This window comes from Arcticibacterium sp. SM2516 (assembly GCF_057914865.1).
The window spans coordinates 435,193-452,927 of record NZ_CP195290.1 but is presented as its reverse complement, the minus strand read 5'-3'; the positions used below and the strand labels follow the sequence as shown (position 1 = coordinate 452,927).

Annotated in this window: 15 protein-coding genes and 1 tRNA gene; 3 read left to right on the top strand and 13 right to left on the bottom strand. The window is 37.8% G+C overall.

All coding sequences use genetic code 11. The features are described from left to right. Positions 1 to 25 precede the first annotated feature (25 nt). From ACSBFT_RS01975 to ACSBFT_RS01955, 5 genes are all read right to left on the bottom strand, one after another. On the bottom strand, positions 26 to 982 hold the full coding sequence (locus tag ACSBFT_RS01975) for a YheT family hydrolase (protein WP_489603139.1): 957 nt from the start codon (positions 980 to 982) through the stop codon (positions 26 to 28). Between the two features lie 241 nt (positions 983 to 1,223). Next, positions 1,224 to 3,026: a T9SS type A sorting domain-containing protein gene (locus ACSBFT_RS01970; RefSeq protein ID WP_489603137.1), complete on the bottom strand. Its 1,803-nt coding sequence runs from the start codon at positions 3,024 to 3,026 to the stop codon at positions 1,224 to 1,226. A gap of 11 nt (positions 3,027 to 3,037) precedes the next feature. Next, positions 3,038 to 3,184: a lasso RiPP family leader peptide-containing protein gene (locus ACSBFT_RS01965; RefSeq protein ID WP_463044368.1), complete on the bottom strand. Its 147-nt coding sequence runs from the start codon at positions 3,182 to 3,184 to the stop codon at positions 3,038 to 3,040. Positions 3,185 to 3,407: 223 nt separating this feature from the next. Beyond that, positions 3,408 to 3,491: transfer RNA gene (locus ACSBFT_RS01960), tRNA-Leu, on the bottom strand. Between the two features lie 99 nt (positions 3,492 to 3,590). Beyond that, positions 3,591 to 4,829 (bottom strand): ABC transporter permease, encoded by a 1,239-nt coding sequence (locus ACSBFT_RS01955; protein ID WP_489603135.1) that lies wholly within the window; start codon positions 4,827 to 4,829, stop codon positions 3,591 to 3,593. A 119-nt stretch (positions 4,830 to 4,948) separates the two neighbouring features. Here ACSBFT_RS01955 and ACSBFT_RS01950 point away from each other — a divergent pair, with 119 nt between their 5' ends. Beyond that, positions 4,949 to 6,211 carry an asparagine synthetase B gene (locus tag ACSBFT_RS01950; protein WP_463044366.1) on the top strand — a complete coding sequence of 421 codons (1,263 nt, stop codon included), beginning with the start codon at positions 4,949 to 4,951 and terminating at the stop codon, positions 6,209 to 6,211. On the opposite strand, the gene ACSBFT_RS01945 is transcribed toward ACSBFT_RS01950, so the two are convergent. The 3 genes from ACSBFT_RS01945 to ACSBFT_RS01935 form a co-directional block, all read right to left on the bottom strand. Next, positions 6,208 to 6,672: a hypothetical protein gene (locus ACSBFT_RS01945; protein WP_489603133.1), complete on the bottom strand. Its 465-nt coding sequence runs from the start codon at positions 6,670 to 6,672 to the stop codon at positions 6,208 to 6,210. The genes ACSBFT_RS01950 and ACSBFT_RS01945 overlap by 4 nt on opposite strands. A gap of 80 nt (positions 6,673 to 6,752) precedes the next feature. After that, positions 6,753 to 7,868, bottom strand: a complete 1,116-nt coding sequence (locus ACSBFT_RS01940) for a TonB-dependent receptor (protein WP_489603131.1) — start codon at positions 7,866 to 7,868, stop codon at positions 6,753 to 6,755. Positions 7,869 to 7,941: 73 nt separating this feature from the next. Then, entirely contained in the window at positions 7,942 to 8,508 is a 567-nt protein-coding gene (locus ACSBFT_RS01935; RefSeq protein ID WP_489603130.1) for a hypothetical protein, read from the bottom strand. A 305-nt stretch (positions 8,509 to 8,813) separates the two neighbouring features. On the opposite strand from ACSBFT_RS01935, the gene ACSBFT_RS01930 reads away from it, so the two are divergent. Further along, positions 8,814 to 10,151, top strand: a complete 1,338-nt coding sequence (locus ACSBFT_RS01930) for a cytochrome-c peroxidase (protein ID WP_489603129.1) — start codon at positions 8,814 to 8,816, stop codon at positions 10,149 to 10,151. Here the strand turns inward: ACSBFT_RS01930 and ACSBFT_RS01925 are convergent. The 5 genes from ACSBFT_RS01925 to ACSBFT_RS01905 form a co-directional block, all read right to left on the bottom strand. Beyond that, positions 10,140 to 11,543 carry a chloride channel protein gene (locus ACSBFT_RS01925; protein WP_489603127.1) on the bottom strand — a complete coding sequence of 468 codons (1,404 nt, stop codon included), beginning with the start codon at positions 11,541 to 11,543 and terminating at the stop codon, positions 10,140 to 10,142. The two genes, ACSBFT_RS01930 and ACSBFT_RS01925, sit on opposite strands and share 12 nt — an antisense overlap. Before the next feature lie 28 nt (positions 11,544 to 11,571). Continuing rightward, entirely contained in the window at positions 11,572 to 14,571 is a 3,000-nt protein-coding gene (locus ACSBFT_RS01920; protein ID WP_489603126.1) for a PVC-type heme-binding CxxCH protein, read from the bottom strand. 1 nt (position 14,572) lies between these two features. Then, complete coding sequence (locus tag ACSBFT_RS01915) at positions 14,573 to 15,721, bottom strand: C40 family peptidase (protein WP_489603124.1); 1,149 nt, start codon at positions 15,719 to 15,721, stop codon at positions 14,573 to 14,575. After that, positions 15,694 to 16,725, bottom strand: coding sequence for a thiamine-phosphate kinase (gene thiL / locus ACSBFT_RS01910; protein WP_463044358.1), 1,032 nt, complete (start codon positions 16,723 to 16,725; stop codon positions 15,694 to 15,696). Before thiL ends, ACSBFT_RS01915 begins: the two co-directional genes overlap by 28 nt. A gap of 64 nt (positions 16,726 to 16,789) precedes the next feature. Then, positions 16,790 to 17,239, bottom strand: coding sequence for a hypothetical protein (locus ACSBFT_RS01905; RefSeq protein WP_463044357.1), 450 nt, complete (start codon positions 17,237 to 17,239; stop codon positions 16,790 to 16,792). 137 nt (positions 17,240 to 17,376) lie between these two features. Here ACSBFT_RS01905 and ACSBFT_RS01900 point away from each other — a divergent pair, with 137 nt between their 5' ends. Then, positions 17,377 to 17,616 carry a cytochrome b5 domain-containing protein gene (locus tag ACSBFT_RS01900; RefSeq protein WP_489603121.1) on the top strand — a complete coding sequence of 80 codons (240 nt, stop codon included), beginning with the start codon at positions 17,377 to 17,379 and terminating at the stop codon, positions 17,614 to 17,616. Positions 17,617 to 17,735: the final 119 nt, after the last annotated feature.

Below are 17,735 nucleotides of genomic sequence, written 5' to 3'. Positions count from 1 at the left end.
CTCTGACACGTTTCAGAGGCTTTTTCTATATAGCCTCATAGTATTTTAGTGCCAAATCTTCAACAAAAGTACTTTCGGATCCAGCCTGCATAAAACCAACGTGCCCCCCTTTTTTGGGTTTAACTAAATGAAGCTTACTGTTATTTTCTGCGGTACCTAAATCATAACAGGAGTTTCCCAAAAAGGGGTCGTTTTCTGCCTGCACAATTAAAGTAGGTACATTAATGTTTCCCAATATGGGCTTAGCAGATGCTTTTTTGTAAAAATCCATGGCGTCCTTATAGCCATGAAGTGGTGCCGTGTATTTATTATCGAACTCAAAGAAATCTTTGGAAGTAACATCTAGGTCTTTGTGATTAAGGAGTGGATTATCAGGAAACTGACCTGCTTTATATTTAATCTTAACAGCAAGCTTATTTAAAAAACGCTGCATGTAAAAGCGTTTCCATTTTTTCTGAAGTTCTAAAACAGAATCTTTTAAATCTAATGGAACAGATGCCACGGCTGCAAAGATGACTTCTTTAGGTAGTTTTTCTGGGTGCTCGGCTAAAAGTCTCAAAGTTAAACTACCACCCATACTAAACCCCGCCACCACTACTTCTTTATAGTTCATTTCCTTTAGGGCATATTCTAATACATACCTTAAATCTTCGGCATCTCCATGATGATAAAACCTTGGTAGTCTATTTATTTCTCCACTGCAACTTCTGCAATTCCAGCCTAAACCATCAAAACCTTGATCTACAAATTTCTTAATCATTCCAGTGACATAATGTCTACCTGCATCGCCTTCTAGACCGTGGGTCACTAATATAAGTCTATCGCTACCCGTTTTAACCCACTCTAAATCTAGAAAATCGGTATCTGGTAGCTCAATCCTTTCTTTCACATATGGTAAGTTTACCGTTCTAAAAAAGCTCGGATAAATGGTTTGAAGATGGCCGTTAAACTGCCAAAAGGGAGGTTTAAAAGAAGTTTTCAATGATTTAACTGTCTAAACATAAAAAACACCAGCACATTAAAACAATGTACTTAATGATAACCTAACCCCAAAACCATAGCGATAGTTTGAAATTTGATAAAAAGAATGCTTTCGCTTTTCTTTGTAAAAAATTAACCCACTATACCTTCTTAAGAAAAGAAGACATAGCGGGTCAGTAGAATAGCTTTTTCAAGCTTATATCACATTATAAAAACAGCTTATTAGGAAAGCTAGTTTTAGTTTAACGCATAATTGCTTTTTTGGTTAATCTCTCCTTTTCATTTGTAAATGTTACAAGAAGGACACCACTTGGACTGTTTATTGGACTAATTTGATATCCTTCTGATGTTAGGTTAATGTTATAAGAAATATCTCTTCCTGTTATATCAGAGATGCGGACCATCGGGTTATTCATATTAGTCTTTACTTCTATCCTATTATTTTTAACAGGGTTTTCGAAGACCATATAACTCCCTCCTTTTTCATAATTCACAGAAATAATCTTGGAAAAGACAAAACCTCCGTCCATATCCCTCAGTTTTAATCTATAATAGTTAACCCCTTCGATTGGGCTCATATCATTTTCATTGTAAATAAAGGTATTGGCATTATTAACCATTGCAATCCCCTCAAAGCTTTTTGCATCCCTGCTTCTTTCTAAAACAAATGAATGAAAATCCTGATAGTCCGAAACTTCCCAAGAAAGCTGAACCCTTTTTTCGATTTGCGTTCCTTTCAAAGAATGAATCTTTACTGGAAAAACACCCCCATTGACCCCTATGGTTGGCCCTGTTTTTAAAGTGTTATTTGTTAAAGCACCAGTTTCTATGATTGAGGTTAGTTGAAATGAATCTTTTGGAAGGTTACTCAACCAAATGACACCATCACCGCTGAGAAAATCTTCCCCTCTTAACACATCTACAACCTTCTTAATTAATGCACCTAAAAGATCTAAAGGATTTTTTACCCAAGTTTCCACTTGTTCAATATAGCCCTCTACAAACTCACCACTTCCAGCTATGATACCATCATTAATCATATTTCCCTTAATTAGAATATCACCTTCCACAATAATTTGGTTGTTATTAACACCTGGAATATTTGTGGCTCCAGGTACTCCGATTTGGAGGTCGGCACCTACTCCTATATAACCGTTATTATTAAATACTCCGTGTGAAAACAGATCCCTAGTTACATCTATTCTTGCAGAAGAAGCATTCGTAATTGTCCCTAGAGCACTCTCTAAATAACCGGCCAACACCCTTCCTCCATTTAAATTGTTCAAGGTGCATCCTGCTAGTCTAATTCCTGCTTCACCTAAGACATCAAAGTCCATGACGGCATTTTCTCCATCATTATTTATCAAACAACCAGCTACTATCTCGACAATTCTATCTCCAAGCAAATTGACTTGAGCAAAATTATTCAAAACGCCAATTTGTATAGGAGAGACCAAATAAGTTGTACCATCGGCATACTGTCTGTTATGTATTATACTGATAGAGTCTTGGTTAATATTAATAGTTCCAAGATTAGAAGCACCTAAAATCTCTATGCTTTTACAACTCAGGTTTATGATACCCGAATTTAAAAGATTTTGGGTAAGTAATGAACCCGAATTTAAGGTAAGTAACCCACCTAGATTATTCCATAAAGTATCTCCAAAAGTGACCGGACTTGATGTATCACAGATAAGCGATCCTCCGTAATTCTTTACTTTTCCTGCCAAGTTAATTACTGGATTACCTAAACCTATCTCCACTAAGCCACCGGTGTTAATGCCTAAATCAAAATTCCCAGAAAACCCTGAAACGGATAAGGCTGGAGTTGCAGGAATCCATTTTCCATTTTCTGTGACACAAATAGATGCCCCGCCTAAATGGTCTGTAATAAAGCCAGTCCATTCGGAATCAACACATATCCCACCATTATTTGATGGTAAATTGGCTGCTCCAGTGGCTACAGTCCAACCAACCCCGCAAACGCATTGCCCTATTAATATATAAGGCATAAAGAGAAATGAAAATAAAATTATCTTTTTCATGGCGTATGGATTTAAGGTTGAAACTGATTAGAACCAAAATCGGATACGGAACCCGTCTTCAGGGTAAGAGACGCCACTGAACCTAAGTTTTTTAGTTTAGGCTTTTGATAATTCTTCTTTCTTGAGAAACTGCTGTTTACTATGTGAACCTTTTTCATGATTGTATATTTTTACTAAAACTTTTGAGTATTACAATCTGAAAAAAGGGAAAACTATGCCATGAGGTTGGGAAATTTTGTTCAATAAAAAGAAATATTAATTTATTGACAATTGTCAATAAATTTAAGATGCAAATAACCAAAAAATGATTCGGCTGCATTCCATGCCAAAATAAGGAAACGGCTTAAAAAGAAAAAGCCTCTCTAAAAAGAGAGGCTTAAGTACCCAGAGCCGGGGTCGAACCGGCACGATATTGCTACCATTGGTGTTTGAGACCAACGCGTCTACCAATTCCGCCATCTGGGCCTAATTCGTGTTGGGAGTGCAAAAGTAGAGTATCGGACACTATTCACAAAGGTTTTTCAAATCTTTTTATAAAACTTTTTTAGGTGCCCACTTTACCTGCTATTCATATCTTAAAGATTCTATTGGATCTAGCTTTGAAGCCTTGTAAGCAGGATAAAAACCAGAAAGCAATCCTACACTAATACAAACCACCAAGCCTATCAAAATCCAACCCCAAGGAACAAGAAAGCTAGATTCATCAAACATGAGTGAAGAAACCAAGTTTCCGCCCAAAATACCTAGCAACACGCCTACTATGCCACCGAATAGGCATATAATAATCGCCTCTATTAAAAACTGCAATCTTATTTTCATTGGGCTAGCCCCTAAAGCCTTTCTAACGCCTATTTCTCTGGTTCTTTCTGTAACAGATACCATCATAATATTCATTAGAGCTATGGAAGCCCCTAAAAGCGTAATGATAGATATAACCAAACCTCCTATCTGCATGCCTCCTGTAATATCCTCTGTTTGTTTCACCAGACTATCGGCTCTTTCTACCTTAAAGCTATCGTCTGCACCTATTTTATCTCCCCTCACCCTTCTCATTACTGCGGTAGCCTCACCTATGGCCTCTTCAATATTTGAAACATTCTTAACGGAAGTAGTTATCTCATAAGAAAATGAACCATTGGTATCATATTGCCTTCCCACACTCAGTGGAACTAATATAACTCTATCATCTCCGCCTCCAGATAAACTACCCTTCTGATCAAGAACACCCACTACCTTAAACTTATCTCCGTAAAAAGAAATCTCCTTTTCTAAAGGAGACTCTTTCGGAAAAAGTGTTTTAGCCAGTTCAAATCCAATCACCGCAACTTTGCTGGATAATTGAAGGTCTATCTGACTAATATTTCTTCCGTTTTGAAGCTCGTAGGCCTTAATGCCCAAAAACGCCTCATCTATACCTATAATTCTGGTGTTAGGATTCGTTTTGATGGAGCCTCTTTTTACCTCCGCACTTCCAGTAACACCCGTATATACACTCACCAAAGCAGTCTCTTCCTTCATAAAGAGCTCCTTAAATTTTTTGGCCTCTCTGTAAACTATTGGAGGAACTTTTTTCTCCTTAATACCACTGCGTCGTCCTTGTCGCTGTTCCACTAGAATGTCAAAAGTATTCGCACCAAGACCCGCCATACTTTGATTTACATTATTTTGAATACCATCTACAGCAGTAAGAATGCCTACCAATGCCAAGATTCCAAAAGCAATGATGGCTGCCGTTAAAACTGCTCTAAGCATATTGGCTTGAATAGATCTAAATCCCTCCGCAACATTTTCTTTTAAATTCATCTCGTCTAATTGGAACAATTATTGATTTTTAAACTATTTGACAGCATTTCTTACACTATTCGGAAGCCAAATCGGTTATATTTACAAAATTGGACAGAGTAATTAAAACTAACAAACCAATGAAACGAGTCTTATTGCCGCTTATCATTTTTTTGACTATTTCTGGGTCTCTCAGAGCCAATCAGCTCTTAATTCCTATGGATAATACGCAAACAAACCATCTTAAATCTTATGGTTTGGTTTATTGGATATTGGCAACTTACGAAATCGAGGTGGATTGGTTACTCAATTATAGAGGAGGCAGTTTTATGGTCCCAGTGACCCAAGAATTTATCAACGAGTGCATCATTAGAAATATTAGTTACGAAGTAATTTCTGAAGCTGACGGAGCTCAAATATTAACGATAGTAAAAAATCCAGATGCAAATATGGATGCCGTTAAACTTCAAAAGATACCCAAAATAGCTGTTTATTCACCAAAAAGCACTCAACCTTGGGATGATGCCGTAACCATGGCACTCACCTATGCCGAAATTAAGTATGAAAAGATTTTTGACGAAGAGGTATTAGAAGGAAAACTTCCAGAATACGACTGGCTGCATCTCCATCATGAAGATTTTACTGGTCAATATGGCAAATTCATTAAAATGAGAGGCCAGTCCTGGTATCAGCAGCAGCAAATGGAAGCAGAGGAAATAGCAAGCAAATTTGGCTACGATAAAGTGAGTCAATCTAAACTGGCCGTAGTTAAAAGAATAAAAGAGTTCGTATTAGGTGGCGGCTACATGTTTGCCATGTGCAACGCCACAGACACCTATGACATCGCTTTAGCCGCAGATGGATTGGATATTGTAGAAACACCTTATGATGGTGATGCCGCCGACCATTCCGCCGATTCTAAACTTGATTTTAATAGCACTTTTGCTTTTAAAGATTTCTCTTTGATTTATGACCCATATACCGTTGAATTTTCAAATATTGACAATACAAGCCAAGAAAGAGGCATACAAGAAAATAATGACTATTTCAATCTCTTCGAATTCTCAGCAAAATGGGATCCTATTCCTACCATGCTAACTCAAAACCATCATAACCTTATTAAAGGATTTATGGGGCAAACTACCGCATACAAGAAAAACCTTATTAAACCTGAAGTAGTTATACTCGCCGAAAACAGAGAATTAAACGAAGCCAGATATATTCACGGAACAGTAGGCAAAGGGTTTTGGACATTCTATGGTGGCCACGACCCAGAAGATTATCAGCATTATGTGGGTGAAGAGCCCACAGATTTGAATTTACATCCAAATTCTGCAGGCTATAGACTCATCCTTAATAATGTATTATTTCCCGCTGCCAAAAAGAAGAAACTTAAAACCTAGGCGTGTACTAACTTTCGTTTTGTTTCATTAAAACGATCTGTTTCTTCGAGAGCAGAATAGCTCGTGTACAAATACCAGCTAGAAGCCATCAAAACTATATTCTTAACAATGTATTGTCCTGTTAAGGTCAATATCATAAAAGATTGCCATGTTTCTGCCCTTAGAAGAATTAAGGGTAAGAAAGCACAAATCATGTGCATAAAAAGAGCATAAAATGCTATTTTGGTAAGTTTCGGAAAAAGCCAGATTAACCCTAATGCACATTCTCCAGCCCCAAAAACAGTTAGAAATGAATCAATATCCATGAATGGAGAAAGTGTTAAGTTGAACAACTTTACCACCAATTCCTCTGCAGGTGACACACCAATAATTTTCAAAAACCCAAACCAAAAAAACACGACAAAAAGTGCCATTCTGTTTATTTTATCTACATTTCTAGTAGACCTTATATTTTCTATCATTATATATCTTGTTATGAGACACAGCCGAAATCATTTGAAGTATGAATCGGCCATATACTCTTTGTGCTTTTAAATCTGATTTAATGTATTTGGCTGCCAGTGCTTTTATGACCTATCCCAATAGTTAAACCGAAATTGATTAGATAATCGGCAAACGCAGCATCTCCCGCCCTTGGCGTACCCGTGAGTTTTTCAGTTTCCAAGTCTGTCAAACTCTGAGGTCTGTTTCTGTACAACACTACCGGTACATTTAGACTAACCATCACTTGATTTTTCATAAAAACAACCCCTGGATCTAAAGAGCCCGCCATTCCTGGTCTTCTAAACCCTAGGCTACCTCCTATGACATCTTTTACAGGAACGCCTTCAAATCTTCCCCCTAAGCTTAGGCTTAAATTTGGGTTAAAAAATGAATAGCTTAGTCCAGCAGAAAGGGAATATTGGTCAGTCACCGACATAATAGACTCGTTTTCTAAAAGAGGGCTTAAGGTTTCTCTATAAGTTCTTGTATGATTGACTTCTTTAGGATTAGAAAGATAAAACCCAGAACCATATACGCTAAGTCTCGTTCCTAATTGCTTAAAACCTTGTAAACCTAAAGTAACACCAAAACCGCCATCACCTGGCTGAATAGATTGGTCTACTGGCCTTAGCTCATCCGTTCCATTTGGACCGACATTATAGAAAGTACTCGTAGCTCCATATTGCCCAGTTGGAAGCTTAAGACCCAAGTTTAAAGACATATTGGCGTTATGAGCTTTGGTTACATCTCTCACCCAGTATCCCACGCCTATTCTAGCATCACCCAAACCCTTTGAAAACGAAGAATGCCTTTCTGTTCTACCATGTTCATATAAAGAACTGCGTTCATTATAAACTAAAGGGAGATTAGCCGTAATGAAGGTCTTGTTTCCTAATCCATAGGTAAAATTCAAATCTAAAGAATGACTGTAATTAATAACCTCGGAGCCATTAGCCACCCTGTCTGGCTCTTCATGTGTTCCTCTAAAGTGTCTAAACGATTTGAAATATCTATAGTTGGCACTAAAAAGTGCGTAACCTTTACCTGTCTGAAGAGAAGAATTAGGATTTCCTGAACAGGTAGAAAAGTGCCTAATAGCCACACAGCCTTGTGCAGAAACATATATATAAGGAATGATAAGCAATAGTAATATTGCAAGTAGTTTTTTTAACATCTTGATTATAATTTAATGTATACAGCAATGCACCAACATGCTCTATTGGTGATTTTTAAATTTAGCCCTTACATTAAATTAGTTGCGGAGGAGGCGTATCAATTAGAGATATGACGGAGTTAAAAGCAGCATTATGACAAAAAATCACTCGCAGTTTTTCTGTGAAATAAAGATTCAAATACTGAAATCCATCATCTGAATTTGTCTTAAGCTTCAAAAACATCCAATTGGATAACAGAGAGCGTCTATCAGAATTCTGATCCAGTGGGTCGTCTTCACTAGCACCTACACTATCAGATAGCATACTAAAGATTTCTCTAGCGTTATTGTTTTTTATATACTTAAAATAGAGCGTATCATTAGCAAAATTCCTTTCTACCAATGTATAGAACTCACCATTTTTTTCTAAAAGCCCATTCCCTTTTTTAGGAGCATCCCATTCAGAAGCATAAGGGAGAGCCATTGACATCTTTATTTCTAAAATTTGAGGTCCTTCTGCTTTACTTAAATGAGATGCGGTGGTAATATCACCCTCTCTTTCTAGCAAGCTTAAAAGTATAGTAGGAACTAAGAAGAGGTTCGCCAAAAAGCAAACCGCTAGAAGTATTCCACCAAACTTTAGTTCTTTCCTATTATTCACCACAATCAAATTTCATCCGAAATTTATATTAATTTAGAAAGAACTCCAATTCTTAAAGCGAAATATACAAGATTCCTACCTAAAAGAGCCTAGTCAAGAAACATGCCATTCAAAAAATGAATAATATGCTTTTTGATTTTCAATTTCACTATCGTCACACAGGTCTACAGAATGGTACTGTAAGTATTTCTATTTAATTTTGGCCCCTTTTAAGAACTGTTCTGGATTGATTTTTGCAGCACAAAAGGAAGCTCACTTATCTAACTATTATGTATAAAAAGTTCTACCAAGCAATCCTAATTATAGTGTCTGCATCTATTTTTTGGTCTTGTAACCCTAAAGATGAATTAGAGATTAAGGCTAACGACATCGACATTGCCCTTGAGAATGCTCTTATAGCCAGTTCAGATGGAGTGGGTAAATCATTTTATCAAATGCCTTCTAGTGATGATTTCTCTAAGATACCTCAAGATCCCCTAAATAAACTTACCGCTGCAAAAGTAGAACTGGGTAAACTATTATTTCATGAAACGGGCATTGGTCAACATCCTACCAAGTCTATTGGTATGAATACCTATTCTTGTGCCAGCTGTCATCATGCCAAAGCGGGTTTCCAAGCTTGTATGCCACAGGGTATAGGCGAAGGTGGTATAGGATTTGGTCATTATGGTGAAGCCAGAAAGAAAAACCCTGAATATGCCGATGCCAATATTGACGTGCAACCTATTAGGTCTCCCTCTGCTATGAATTTAGCTTATCAAAAATTAGTTCTTTGGAATGGTCAATTTGGCGGAACGGACAAAAACATTGGTACAGAAGCTTCTTGGACAGCTGGAACCCCAAAAGCAACGAACAAACTCGGTTTTGAAGGTATAGAAACTCAAGCTATAGCGGGTCGAGATGTTCATAGATTAATGATCGACAAGATTTTCATGAGCAATGTAGGCAACTACAAAGATCTCTATATTAAGGCATTTGACGAAACAAGTTTTAATAATCCTCAAGAGTTAAACAAGAATGGCTCTTTAGCAATGGCCGCTTATGAAAGGGTTTTATTGTCAAATCAATCGCCATTTCAGCAATGGTTAAAAGGAGACTATAACGCACTGCTAGATGAAGAAAAACAAGGAGCTATTTTGTTCTTTGGTAAGGGTAACTGTGCCAGTTGCCATAACGGACCATCTTTAGCAAACATGGAGTTTAAGGCTATTGGCATGAAGGATTTAACCAAAGGCAGCTACGGAAACCTAGAGGTATATAACGTTACTGATCAAAGTGTGGAACACAAAGGTCGAGGAGGCTTTACAAACAGACCTGAAGACATGTATAAGTTTAAGATACCTCAAATTTATAATTTAAAAGATTCTCCCTTTTACGGACATGGAGCATCTTTTACATCAATAAGGGATGTGGTTGCCTATAAAAACAAAGGTGTCTCTGAGAATCCTGTAGTTCCTAATGCTCAATTAGACCCTAACTTTAAGCCACTGAATCTAACAGAAAACGAATTAGATCTGATAACACTGTTTATTAAGAATGGTCTTTATGACCCTAATTTAGAACGATATACTCCAGCCAGTTTACCATCCGGCTTGGGCTTTCCAAACAACGATATGCAAACAAGAATTGATCTAGGATTTTGATTTAGTTCTCAATCCTAGCTCTTTGAAAATTTCTATTTCTTTCTGAGCGTAAAAGGAACTGGTAGATATCAAGTTGGCTGCTACATTAGCCACCATGCCGGCCAATAAAAAATAAAAAATGGCGGAGTGTCTATCTGTCATTTCAAGCACCAAAATAGCTGCTGTAAAGGGAGATCTCGTTACTCCAGTAAGGAAGCCAATCATACAAACTAACACCATAAGATTATGGTTCTCTTGGCCCATATGAAACGTACTTACGAGCAAATGACCTAACGCCGCTCCTGATGATAAGCTGGTGGAAAAAATACCTCCAGCTCCACCAATACTAAATGAGAGCAAACTGCCAATCATTCTAGCAGGAAGCATAAACCAAGGTAATTCCTCACTGGTAAACAGTATTTCATTAATTAAATGCTTTCCTGTACCCATAGAAAAATTCCCTGTAAAAAAGACTAAGGCGGCAAAGAGCATCGAAATGCCTAAAACAAACAAAACCTGGTGGCCTCCTTTTTTAACTTTCTTCCTTAATTTTGAAATTTCTGTAATGCCTTTGGTGAAAACGGAGCCTAAATAGCCGGAAATAAATGCAAAACCAGCTACCCAAAATAAACTTAAAAAAGGCAATTTACTTATTTTAGGAAAACCTAAAAAAAGGTAAGATCCAAGAAACAACTGAGCCGTAAGACCAGAGATGATAACGGCTCCAAAAACCGCAGTACGAAATTTACCTATATGTGATTTTGTGAGCTCTTCCACCACATAAACTATCCCCCCAAGTGGTGTATTAAACGCCGCTGCCAATCCAGAAGCTCCCCCGGTAATAAGCATCACTTTTTGAGAAACCTTCGGCCATTTCTCTGGAATTAACCTATAAACCGTTTCAAATATAGAACCTGAAATTTGGAGCATTGGGCCTTCTCTCCCGATAGCACCTCCACCTAGCAATAATGCTAAACTGCTAACAATTTTAATTAAAATGATTTTCAGGTTCAGAAGCTTATCCACCAATAAACCATTTCTAGTACCCGCAATATTGACTGCTGCCATGAGCTGCGGAATACCCGAACCTCCGGCATTTTTCTCATATCGCTGCACCAGATACCAGCTTAAAAACATAAAAACCGGGGCTATTACAAAAATTAAATAGGGATTAAATTCAAAGATAGCTATGCTGGTCGTTTCTACAAATTCAAAAGCTTTCTCATAGCCTACAGATACAAGACCCACTAACACAGAAGCTATCCAGAAAGGGATAGCTTCATAGGGTATTTTACTTAATAAATTCGCTGGCATCCGCTGAATAAGCTTCAAACCAAAGCGTGATTCTTTCCAATCTCGCAGTTTACGCTGCCAAGCTATTTCCCACGGTTTTAAATGGTATTTTGGTCTCAAGAAAAAATCACACTTTAATATTCCTAATCTACTTCAAACTTGACAGATAACTCACTAAATCTACCAATTGTTTCTCTTCGAAAGGAAATTTAGGCATAAGAGATATATTTAACTGCTTTACGGAGGTTACATCTTTCAGTAAATAAATAGTTTGTTCAGATTGTCCTAAAAGTTTAACATTTAATTCATTTTCAGTCTTAGAAGTCACGATCGCCTGAAACTGCGTACCGTCCTTTAATTTTATCTCCTGAGTTTCGTATCCAAAACCCATTCCCTCGGAAGGATTAAGTATAGCATTATAAAGACCTTCTTTAGATAGCTTCGCTCCTATTTGACTAAGTCCAGGTCCAAAGTCCACGCCCTTTCCACCTGCCAAGTGGCACGAGGAACATAACATTTCAAAGGTCTTCTTCCCTTCGGCCACATCACCAGTTTGTTTAATCATTTTGGAAAGGTCGAGTTTTGATTCTTCGTCTTCGCCAAAAAAAGCAGAAGCCTTTGCTCTGATGTCTTGATGCCAAGTTCTCATCATATGATCCTTGGCTATATCCATTACGTCTGCGGGTACTTTGTCTGCCTTAATTAATTCCCATAGACGCGACTCGCTGTCCCAGCCATTCATGGCCTTCATAGCTTCTTGTCTTAGAGATAAATCCAATTTAGGATTTTGAAAAATACTAATTAACAAATTGGTTATTGGTTCAGAATCCACAGCACCAAAACGTTCGGTTGCATTTTTCGCTTTTGCAATATCCGAATCCAGACAAAGGCTCTTTACTTCATCCATGCCATAAAATTTCACAAAAGTGTTGGCAGCAGATTGAATATTGCTTGTTTCAATGTCCGTTCTAAGAATCTTAAGGAGTCCTTCTTTTTGACCCTTTAGGTCAAATTTGGCCACTATATCTAGGAAGTCTTCACTACTTAATTCGTTCACAAAGTTAGAAACCTCATCTTTTAATTTAGGATAAGCCCCAAGATCATTGATGTCAAGTTGTCGGAAAATAACAGTCTTCTCTTCCACTTCCTTTGCTTTGCCTAACAGGTTTAGCAGAATGCCATTCTTGTCGCCAGTTTTTTGAAAATCCATGGCTCGGTAATACCTCCACTTAGTATCCATAGGTTCATTAGCTATTATCTGTCCAAGTAAATCTAAGGTTCTAGAACTTCTACTTCTCCAAACTATATCTTTTGCTGCTGAAGAAGTAGCCCATCCATCACCTACGGCATCTAAATATTTAGATAAGTAATCGTTCCATTGATCCTCTGCGGCTATGCCCAACGCTTCCAAATACCATCTATCTTTCCCATCATACATGGACGCTAATTTCAGCCATATTTCTGGAGCACTTTTATAACGAATAGCCAATGCCACCTCTCTTCTCACCTGAGCCGAAGCATCTGCGGCCAGTTCATTATACAAGGTGGAGAAATCTCCTTTTAATTCTCTAGCCGCTCTTACAGAAACAATCCTGATATGAGCATCTGCATCTTTTGAGGCCTCTGTAAGATAATCTTTGCCATTAGGAAGTTTACTTAATAACCATAAGGCTCTGGCTCTCATTCGAGGGTCAGTGGACTTATAAAGCTCTTTTAAACCATCCTCTGCTTCGGTTCCCATATCATGAAGTTTATTCCATGCTATATATCTGGTAGCAACATTTGGGCTTTGTAAAGCCATAATGTTTCCTGCCAGACTTTCAAAATCTGGCTTGTTAACTTTATAAGTATTTCCTTTAGGAGCTACTCTATAAATTCTTCCTCTGTTCTGATCGCCAATGGCATGCCCACCCACGCCCGGGTCGTACCAATCTGAAATAAACAAGGAGCCATCAGGTGCCACTGTCAAATCTGAAGGTCTAAACCATCTATCCCTTTTAGACCCATCCAATATATTTAAAATCTTGGCCGTGTATCCTGCACCATCATCCGTAACAGGATATGCTCGAACCACGTTTGGCCCAGCATCTGTATGAATCATCTGATTCTGATATTTTTCAGGAAGTAGTTTACCTTCATAAACGACCATTCCGGTAGGAGAACCTGCGTAGGTTTGAAGTACATTAGGCACAACACCAGGGTCGTTTAAGTGCCAATGTCTCAATGGAATGGAATCCTCCATATTTACCCTTCTGGTTCTCCAGTCTGAGCCTGTCATTTCATCTTTAAAGCCATAATTTCCGTAATCCATGACATAGTTTATCCTAACCCCTCTATTGCCATCGTCATCGTTGTCAGATTGCCACATGAGACCATAAGAATCTACAGCTACCTCGTAATTATTTCTAAAGTTCCAAGCCAACAATTCGACATTGTCGCCTTTCAAATCTGCCCTATAAACCATGCCTTCTCTGTATGGTTTACCATCGGATCTCATCACTCTTCCTTTAATATCATAAAGCGGTTTCCCATTTTTAGTCAACAAACCCTTTCCTGCATTTCCATAATTAAAGTAGAATTTCCCATCTGGTCCAAAAGTAAATGCATGCATTCCGTGGTCGTGGTCTTCTCCGCCAATTCCTTCGAACAAAACTTCTTTTTTGTCTGCTACATCGTCTCCGTCCTCATCTGTAAAAACAAAAACATAAGGACTCACAGAAACCACCACTTTATTTCCAAACACGCCTATTCCTAAAGCAGCATTAATGTCTTTGCCCTGATAGAAAACCTTGCTTTTATCTGCTTTTCCATCTCCATCCGTGTCTTCCAGAATTAAGATTCTATCACCTTCCTCATCTATCGTATTTTTAGGATTAAGCTTAGACCTGTAATTATACCCCTCACAAATCCATACTCTTCCCTTGGAATCTATATCCATGTTGGTAGGATTTCGCATCATTGGTTCTGATGCAAAAAGTGTAACTTCTAAATCCTTATCCCCTAAATCAATTCCTTCTAAAGCATACGCTGAACTTCTTTTTTGTTCGTCTGAAAGTGCATCATATTCGTTTTGTGATAATTTCTGATGGCCACTATTACATGAAATCAGTAAAGCAGAAGCAAAAAGAAAAGACAGGATTTTCTTCATTTTAATAGAATGTTTTTGGGTTTAGATATCTTGTATTATTACTTCCAATAATTCTTTTAGCGAACAGAAACCTATTGAGATTAAAGTCATCATAAAACTCCGATTTAGGATTAAAGCTCCCATTTTTAACCATGCCCGAAGAATGAATAAAGTCTAAATCTCCAAGATATATGGCTACATGAGTAACCTTAGGGCCTTTATCAGACTGTCGTCCAAAAAAAAGAAGATCACCTTTTATCAGATTTTCGAAACCGTTTTCAGTATCAATTTCATCACCAATCAAAGCCTGCTGAGAAGCATCTCTAGGGAGATAAATTCCATTCATCAAAAATGAGGTCCTTGTGAACCCACTGCAGTCTACACCTTTCCAGCTGGTACCGCCCCATAAATAAGGCACACCCATCAATTCTTTACTTCCATCAGGTGCATTTTCAGGCTTAGTATTATGGACGAAGTCTGATAAAGATTTCAAATGATGATGTGGCAAATAAGCTATCCTTCCATCAGGATATTGAATTCTTGAGTATTGACTTCCCTTATTCAAAAGTTTGAAAATATTACCAAAAGTGATATCCGAAACTTTTGCACCGCTTCCCTTCTCGGATGCATAACTAAAACCAAAAGGCTCTGTGTAAAGTATCTTATCCTCATCTGTGTCAAAAAAGTTTTCAAATGAAATAGCAGAGCTTTCTATGAAACCTATATACGCATCAGGTGTTTGAACCCGATACCAATATCCCGACTTCTCCAAAACTCTTAGTGGCGTACCCAAAAGGGCCTGTGTAGATAACTCTGAAGATTCTTGAGCCTTAGCTCTAATATTACCAACAGATACATTGATATATGCCAAAGTATCTGACTTTAAGCCTTCAGAAGGTAGTTTTTCTAAGGCATTGGTAATGCCAGCACCTTTTAATAAATCTTTAACCTTTTGGCTGACAATAACATTGTCAGTTTGCCCTTTAAGAGAATCATTTATGATCTCATAAGTAAATACAGCGGTTCGTTGATCTGGTGTATAAGAGGATTTAATTTCCTCTAGGGCGTTTTCTAATGCTTCATTCGATTCAGAGATTCTGCATGAACCTAAGAAGAAACAAATAGATGTAATGAATAATAAAGTTACTTTTTGTCTTGAAAATGATTCCATCCTTGAGCAGTAATCTGAACTTTCTCGCCAGAGTTTGTGACTAAAATATTGCTTTTATCCTCAGTAACGAAACCTATCGGAGTAATTTCTGGAATAGCTTTAACCTTTTCATAATCCGCCTGACTGACCGTCATCAATAGTTCATAATCCTCTCCACCATTCATCACTACGGTTATTGGACTGATATTAAATTCATTAGCTGTTGTCAAAGTCTTATTCTCAATTGGAATATTATCTACAAAAACCGTCAAGCCTACACCAGAGCTTTTACTAAGGTGTAATACCTCAGATGCCAATCCATCAGAAATATCGATCATACTGGAAGGTACAATCCCTTTTTCTTTTAAATCATGGATAATATCAGTTCTACCTTCAGGCCTCAATTGCCTTCCTACGATGTACTCGTACTCACTTAATTCGGGCTTCATTTCTGGATTATCAAGAAAAACCTGCTTTTCTCTCTCCAAAACCTGCAAACCTAAGTATGCTGCTCCCAAATCACCCGTGGCACAAAGCACGTCGTTAGGCTTGGCTCCGCTTCTGTAAGCAATAGCCTCTTTAGCCACTTCACCCACTGCAGTAACAGAAAGCACCAATCCAGACCTAGAAGAAGTGGTATCTCCGCCTACTAAATCTACTTTATAATTCTCGCAAGCGGCGTTAATTCCCGCATAGATCTCCTCTACGGCTTCAACCGAAAAACGATTACTAAGCGAAATACTAACGGTAACCTGTTTAGGTATACCATTCATGGCAGCTATATCCGACACATTTACGGCCACGGCCTTATAACCTAAATGTTTTAAGGGGGTGTATGAAAGGTCAAAATGAACGCCTTCTACCAACATATCTGTAGAAATCAAGGTGTAGTGCGTACCAGAATCAATAACGGCCGCATCATCTCCAATTCCAAAGATGGTTGAAGGTTGATAAATTTTAACTTTCTCTTTCAGCCTGTCTATCAAGCCAAACTCTCCTAAATCTCCTAGTTCCGTTCTTTCCATTTTCGATTAGAATAAACAAAAAAAGGCAGGCTAATTGCCCACCTTAGTTTTTAAATAAAGTTTTTTATTGTGGTATAAGTGTATACCTATTCGTGGTATTCCCTGTTTTAGGATATATGTCGTTCATCGTAATAACAAACTCTGAACCGTCCTCTGAAATACTATTTATCGTAAAAGTCAATGTCCCTCCTGTTCCTGTTGGCTCTGGTGAAATTCCAGAAATCACCAAAGTACTTTCTCCCTGAACGGCATAAGTACCCGTAAAAGTCTGACCACCTATCTCTGTTATAGAAGCTTGCGGTGGAGAAGAAAGGTTAAGTCTGTAGGCAGAATAGCCCGGCTTTAAATTCGAACTTCCTCCAGAAGAATAAACTGTTGAACTGTTTTCAACCACATTCCTTGCTACCCAAACCTTTGCGATTCTCTCAGAGATGGGGCTTATCTTCTCTTTACAAGAAAAAGTAAAACTAACCAACATCACTGCTACTGCTAAAAGACTGCTTGTTCTTTTCATTCAATCGTTTAATTTTCGATTTTTAAATATATGCGAAATTATTTCTTAATAGTGCAAAGCACAATTTTTTTGCCAATTATTTCAAACTTAATAAGCTAAAACTTGTTGTCTACTTAAAATACGACATTTCCTCTTCAATGGATGCTTTAAAGAAATACAAAAAACAACAACTGGCTTTAAGAAACGGACAAGATAAAGATGAAGTCTGGGTGGCCTTTAACGGCATCATTTATGACGTAACTAGCTCCAGACTATGGAAAAACGGTAAGCATTATGAGCACTGGGCGGGTCAAGATCTCACAGAAGAATTGGCCGATGCTCCACATACGGCATCTGTTTTTGAAAAATTCGTTAAAGTAGGGCAGCTAGAAGAATAAACTTATTCTAAACATCATCTCCCTATTAATTTTAGAACTTAATTCCTTTGTCGTGTTATTTTTGCAAAGCGTTATTTATGACGCCAACCAGATTTAATATTTTGAAATTTTAATTTTAG

What these genes read in the sequence shown, in the direction of transcription:
- ACSBFT_RS01970 (WP_489603137.1), bottom strand. Translation starts at nt 3,026, where the DNA reads ATGAAAAAGATAATTTTATTTTCATTTCTCTTTATGCCTTATATATTA.
- ACSBFT_RS01965 (WP_463044368.1), bottom strand. Translation starts at nt 3,184, where the DNA reads ATGAAAAAGGTTCACATAGTAAACAGCAGTTTCTCAAGAAAGAAGAAT.
- ACSBFT_RS01955 (WP_489603135.1), bottom strand. Translation starts at nt 4,829, where the DNA reads ATGAATTTAAAAGAAAATGTTGCGGAGGGATTTAGATCTATTCAAGCC.
- ACSBFT_RS01950 (WP_463044366.1), top strand. Translation starts at nt 4,949, where the DNA reads ATGAAACGAGTCTTATTGCCGCTTATCATTTTTTTGACTATTTCTGGG.
- ACSBFT_RS01945 (WP_489603133.1), bottom strand. Translation starts at nt 6,672, where the DNA reads ATGATAGAAAATATAAGGTCTACTAGAAATGTAGATAAAATAAACAGA.
- ACSBFT_RS01940 (WP_489603131.1), bottom strand. Translation starts at nt 7,868, where the DNA reads ATGTTAAAAAAACTACTTGCAATATTACTATTGCTTATCATTCCTTAT.
- ACSBFT_RS01920 (WP_489603126.1), bottom strand. Translation starts at nt 14,571, where the DNA reads ATGAAGAAAATCCTGTCTTTTCTTTTTGCTTCTGCTTTACTGATTTCA.
- ACSBFT_RS01915 (WP_489603124.1), bottom strand. Translation starts at nt 15,721, where the DNA reads ATGGAATCATTTTCAAGACAAAAAGTAACTTTATTATTCATTACATCT.
- thiL (WP_463044358.1), bottom strand. Translation starts at nt 16,725, where the DNA reads ATGGAAAGAACGGAACTAGGAGATTTAGGAGAGTTTGGCTTGATAGAC.
- ACSBFT_RS01905 (WP_463044357.1), bottom strand. Translation starts at nt 17,239, where the DNA reads ATGAAAAGAACAAGCAGTCTTTTAGCAGTAGCAGTGATGTTGGTTAGT.
- ACSBFT_RS01900 (WP_489603121.1), top strand. Translation starts at nt 17,377, where the DNA reads ATGGATGCTTTAAAGAAATACAAAAAACAACAACTGGCTTTAAGAAAC.